At 68.0% G+C, this 1,986-nt stretch carries 1 protein-coding gene; it reads left to right on the top strand.

Features of this window, described 5'->3' with window-relative positions; genetic code table 11:
- Positions 1-386: 386 nt before the first annotated feature.
- The coding region (locus tag AB0C17_RS29030; protein WP_357481429.1) for a hypothetical protein at positions 387-1,986 on the top strand (1,600 nt) is incomplete at its 3' end.

Genomic DNA, 1,986 nt, shown 5'->3' with positions numbered 1-1,986 from the left:
ACAACGAAGGACGCGTCAAGCTCGACGACAAGTCCCTCATCAGCAACAACGACCCCACCAACTGCGCCAACACCGTCGAGGACTGCTTCAACTGAACCGCACCACCACATAACCGGAGAGCCCTCCTCGCGTCGTGTACGGCGTGAGGAGGGCTCCCACCCCGGCAGCCGACCGGCTGGCCGTGGTGTCCCCCGCCGGGGCGTCCGGGCCACCCTGCGCCCACCCATCCCACCCGCACCCTTATGCGGGTTTTTTTCGTATATGGCCACGAGGCGAAGATGGTTCTCATACGGTCGTCTTCAGCAGCTACAACCGATTTGTAGCGAAGGCCGCCTCGCCAGGGCGAAGCGACCTTGTCAGGTACAAGGAGAGGGCAGAGAGCTCCGATGTCCAACTACCTTCGCAATAACAATGGCGCCACCAGCAAGACCATCTCCCCGCTCCGGCGTCGCCGGATGTGGCTCGCCACCGGCGTCGTGGGCCTGACCGGAGCGGTCAGCCTCGCCGGCGTGGCCTACGCGACCACCGGGGCCACCGGCCCGCACCGGCTCGCCGACGTGAAGTGGTCGACCACGCAGCAGCTCAGCGACGACGACCACGGCGACAAGGGCGGCAAGGACGAGTACGGCCGCGACGACTACGGCAAGGACGATCACGGCAAGGACGGCAAGGACGGCAAGGACCGTGGCCAGGAGGGCCGCGACCGTGGCGAGTGGGGCCCGGACAAGGGCGAATGGGGCCCGGACAAGGGCGGCAAGGACGGCAAGGACGACCACGGCAAGACCCGCGAGGTCCCCTGCAAGGACGAAGCCCTGATCGACGCCCTCGAACTGGCCAACCGCGACCACGGCGGCACCATCAAGCTCGCCGAGAACTGCACCTACGAACTCGGCGTCAAGGACCGCAAGGTCGGCTCCGCCCTGCCCGAGATCAAGCAGGACGTCACCATCAAGGGCAACGGCTCCACCATCAAGCGCGACGCCGAAGACACCTTCCGCATCTTCCGCGTCGCCGACGGCGGCGACCTCACCCTCAAGGACCTCACCATCAAGGGCGGCAACGCCAACGAGTTCAAGTACCCCGGCGGCGGCCAGCCGCCGGCCGCCGCCCCGGCTGTCGCGGCTCCGGCCGCGGCGACCACGGCCGCCACTGTCACGCCGGTCGCCGACGGCATGAACGGCGGCAAGGACGACGACAAGCGGGTCGAGGGTGACGGCGGCGCGCTGCTCGTCGAGCGCGGCGGCAGCGCCTACCTGGACAACGTCAAGCTCGCCGACAACAACGCCGAAGGCGACGGCGGCGCCCTGGCCAACTACGGCCGCACCTGGCTGAAGGACAGCAAGGTCGTCGACAACCACGCCCAGGGCGACGGCGGCGGCATCTACAACGAGGGCATCCTCAAGGTCGAGACCACCCACGTCGACGACAACACCGCGGGCGGCAACGGCGGCGGCGTCGCCAACGGCAGCGGCCTGTCCGGTGAGCACGGTCCGGGGGCCTCCGCCGCGCCGAAGGGTTACGACCCGAAGGCCAAGCACAACGAGGCCGGCATCGTCGAGATTTTCGGTTCCGACCACGGCAAGGACGGCGTCGAGTCGAGCCTGTCGGACAACCACGCCGGCAAGAACGGCGGCGGCCTGTTCAGCAGCGGCGGCACCGTCACCGTGTCCTTCACCGCCATCACTGGTAACACCGCCTGCGAGAACGGCGGCGGCGTCTACGCCGAGAGCACCGACCTGGACCTGGACAAGGTGCACGTCGCCAAGAACCACGCGGACGGCAACGGCGGCGGCGTGGTGGTCACCGGTGGCAAGCACTGGGGCTTCCCGAACAACAAGGAGCACGCCAGCGCCACGATCTCCGACAGCAAGATCGTCGACAACACGGCCAACCGGTTCGGTGGCGGCATCTACAACGGCGAGTGGCTCATCAAGATCGAAGACGGCTTCCTCGCCCGCCCGTACGACAAGGACGACAACGCCACCC

The organism is Micromonospora sp. NPDC048887 (genome assembly GCF_040649715.1).
Taxonomy (GTDB): Bacteria; Actinomycetota; Actinomycetes; order Mycobacteriales; family Micromonosporaceae; genus Micromonospora.
Note: the sequence above shows the minus strand (reverse complement) of the source record. Positions and strands in the feature narration are given on the sequence as shown.